Genomic DNA, 3,419 nt, shown 5'->3' on the forward strand with positions numbered 1-3,419 from the left:
CCCACCATGCCCCGGACGCCGCAAGCGTTCGGGGCATTTTTGCTGTTGGCGTCGTGGAGGGCGGAAAGCGGTCGTTCCATAGGGTTGCTGATTCGGTACGCACCAATCAACAGCGGTCGTTCGCCACGTGAATCTATCGGTACGGCCTGATGTGTTGTCCCCAAAGCATCGCCTTGCAAAGGGAGCACCTTCCAAAGCGCAGCGCTCAGAAGACCTAAGTAACGTCAGTCAAACGCGGGGCCTCGCGCACACCAACGAAGGCCCCGGCGCGTCAGAAAGCGTCACGGAACCATCACGAACCGCTCGTAGGTTGTTGGGATGGATCTGGACAGCGCTGCCTTGAATGACCTGCATTTACCTGCACACATCCCCCAGGCGCACCTGGTTTTGCAAAATGTCACACGCCACTTTGAAACAAGTATCGCGCTAGATGATGTCACGGTGGATTTGCCAGAGGGGCAGTTCTCTGTCCTGCTTGGGCCGTCAGGATGTGGGAAATCGACACTGCTGCGTCTGATCGCGGGTCTGGACACGCCGACATCCGGGCGGGTCTTTCTGGGTGACGTGGACATTACAACGGCACAGCCGGCGCATCGCAACATATCTATGGTGTTTCAATCCTACGCGTTGTTCCCGCATCTGGATGTCGCGCAGAATATCCTCTTTGGCCTGTCCGTGCGCCGTGTCCCAAAAGCCGAGCAGCAAGAGCGCCTTGGACGTGTGGCGTCGATGATGGGGTTGTCAGAACTGCTTGACCGCCGACCGTCGCAATTGTCAGGCGGCCAACAGCAACGCGTGGCGCTGGCCCGCGCGGTGATCGCGGACAAGCCCGTGTGCCTAATGGATGAACCGCTCTCGAACCTGGATGCCAAACTCAGAGCCGAAATGCGGGTCGAAATCAGAGCCCTGCAGCGCAGGCTGGGTTTGACGATGGTTTATGTCACCCATGATCAGGTCGAGGCGATGACGATGGCCGACCGGATCGTGGTCATGGATCGCGGCCGCATCCAGCAAGTGGCAAGCCCCCGCGACCTATACGAGCGCCCCGCCAATACCTTTGTCGCGCGCTTCATCGGCACACCCCCCATGAACCTGATCCAGGCGGCCGCTCTTACTGGCCTGCACGGATTGCCTGAGGGTGGCACCTTGGGCATTCGGCCCGAAGACATCACGCTTGATCCGACCGGTATCCCGGCCCGGCTGATCGGGGTCGAATATCTGGGTGCAGACCAGCTTGTAGTCTTCGAGATCGGGCCTGCAAACGCGCCCGCGCGGGTGCTGATACGCCTGTCCGCACGCGAGGTTCTGCCGGATGGCGGCCATGCCTTGCGCTGGTCCGATACTGCCGCGCACCGCTTCGGTCCCGATGGTCTGCGCATTCCCTATACCTGACCCTAGCCAAAGGAGCTTCTCCATGTTCGACCGCCTTAAACTGACCGCCACGACCTGTGCGCTTGCGCTGGGCCTTGCTACTGCCGCACAGGCGGTAGAGCTGGAATTCTACTTCCCTGTCGCCGTCGGTGGCGATGCGGCTGGCCTGATCCAGCGGATGACCGATGCCTATATGGCGCAGACCCCCGGAGTTACCATCAACGGGATCTACGCGGGCAGCTATGCCGACACGACGACGCGGCTGATCACGGCCTCGCGCGGTGGCAACCCGCCGCATCTGGCCATTCTCTCGGCCGTCGATGTGTTCATGTTCCTCGAGGAAGAGATCATCGAAGCATGGGACAACCATCTCAGTGAGGACGAAATCCAGACCTGGATCGGCGGCTTCTATGACTCCTTCCGCGCAAACACGCTTGTTGACGGGCTGCAATGGGGCATTCCCTTTCAGCGCTCGACGCCGGTGATGTACTTTAACCGCGAGGCCTTCGCAGCAGTGGGCCTTGATCCTGACAGTCCCCCGGCCTCTTGGGAAGAACTGGTCGAAATGGGCCGATCGCTGACCCTGCGCGACGGGGGTGGCCGCGTGCAGCGATGGGGGTTGCGCATCCCGTCTTCGGGCTTTCCCTACTGGCTGTTCCAGGGCCTAACCGCGGCCAATGGCGTCGAGTTGATGAATGCCGAGGGGACCGAAGTGTTCTTCGACCGTCCCGAGGTTGTCGAGGCTCTGGAATTCCTTGTGTCGCTGTCGCAGGAGCACGAGGTTATGGAGCCGGGCATTCTGGATTGGGGCGCAACACCGCGGGCCTTTCTTGATGGAAATGTTGCCATTGCTTGGACCACCACGGGCAACCTGGCCAATATCCGGAACAACGCCACATTCGACTTCGGCGTAGCAATGTTGCCGGCGAACACTCAGCGTGGCGCACCGACGGGCGGCGGCGATTTCTTCCTGATGAGTGGCCATAACGATGCCGAGACCCGCGCTGCGATTGATTTCGTGAAGTGGGCAACGGCACCGGAACAGGCCGCGCAGTGGTCGATTGATACGGGCTATGTCGCTCCACGTGCCGATATCTGGGAAACCGATACGATGCGCGCCTACTCTGAGGAAGTGCCCGGCGCGCTGGTCGCGCGCAACCAACTGGAATTCGCAGTGGCCGAATTCTCAACCTTTGAGAATGCACGCGTCCGCCAGATCCTGAACGACAATATCGCCGCAGCCATCGTCGGCGAGAAGACACCGGCACAGGCCATGGCAGACGCACAAGCCGCCGCTGACGCGATCCTCGCGGCCTATCGCTGAGCCGTTGCAAACTTCTCGCGGGCGGTCCGGTTTCGGGCCGCCCGCACCACCCGGCTACGCGCCCCGCATCCCCAAAGGCAAGTTTTCAGAATGCGTCGAGACTGGCTTCATGCCGCACTGCTGCTTGCGCCTGCGCTGGTGCTGCTGGTCAGCTTTACCCATTGGCCTGCGATCCAGACGGTGATCGACAGTTTCTGGTCGACGCCGCGCGGGCGTCGCCCGTCGGTTTTCGTCGGCGGCGCGAATTACGAGCGGCTGCTGGCCGATCCGACCTTTCGCCGGGTGATGGCGAACAACACGCTTTACGCCGCGCTGACGATCCCGGCCTCGATCGGCCTTGCCCTTGCGATGGCGCTGTTCGTGCAGGGGCGAATCGCCGGGCGCGGCTTTCTGCGGCTGGCCTATTTTACCCCGACTGTGCTGCCGCTGATCGCGGTCGCCAATGTCTGGGTATTCTTTTTCCTGCCGAGCTTTGGCATGTTCGAACAGCTGCGCCAGTGGGTTGGCCTGCCGCCCCGCAACTGGCTGGGCGATCCGGCGACGGCGCTTTATGGGATCACCATCGTGACGATCTGGGCGCAGGCCGGGTTCTTCATGATCTTCTATCTGGCCGCGTTGCAGTCCATCCCTCCATCGTTGCGCGAAGCCGCCGCGATCGAGGGCTGCCCTCGCTTCACCTTCTTCCGCCGTGTGACGTGGCCACTTCTGATGCCAACCACGCTGT

General features: G+C 61.7%; 3 protein-coding genes. All 3 read left to right on the plus strand.

Annotation, left to right across the window (positions count from 1 at the left end):
• Positions 1–387: 387 nt before the first annotated feature.
• A complete protein-coding gene (locus V7N12_RS13825; RefSeq protein WP_333715237.1) occupies positions 388–1,392 on the plus strand; it encodes an ABC transporter ATP-binding protein in 1,005 nt (334 codons plus the stop codon).
• A gap of 22 nt (positions 1,393–1,414) precedes the next feature.
• Positions 1,415–2,695: an ABC transporter substrate-binding protein gene (locus tag V7N12_RS13830; protein WP_333715238.1), complete on the plus strand. Its 1,281-nt coding sequence runs from the start codon at positions 1,415–1,417 to the stop codon at positions 2,693–2,695.
• Positions 2,696–2,785: 90 nt separating this feature from the next.
• Positions 2,786–3,419, plus strand: a 634-nt coding sequence (locus V7N12_RS13835; RefSeq protein ID WP_333715239.1) for a carbohydrate ABC transporter permease, incomplete at its 3' end; no start/stop codon positions are given.

This window comes from Yoonia sp., from assembly GCF_036770585.1.
Classification (GTDB): domain Bacteria; phylum Pseudomonadota; class Alphaproteobacteria; order Rhodobacterales; family Rhodobacteraceae; genus Yoonia.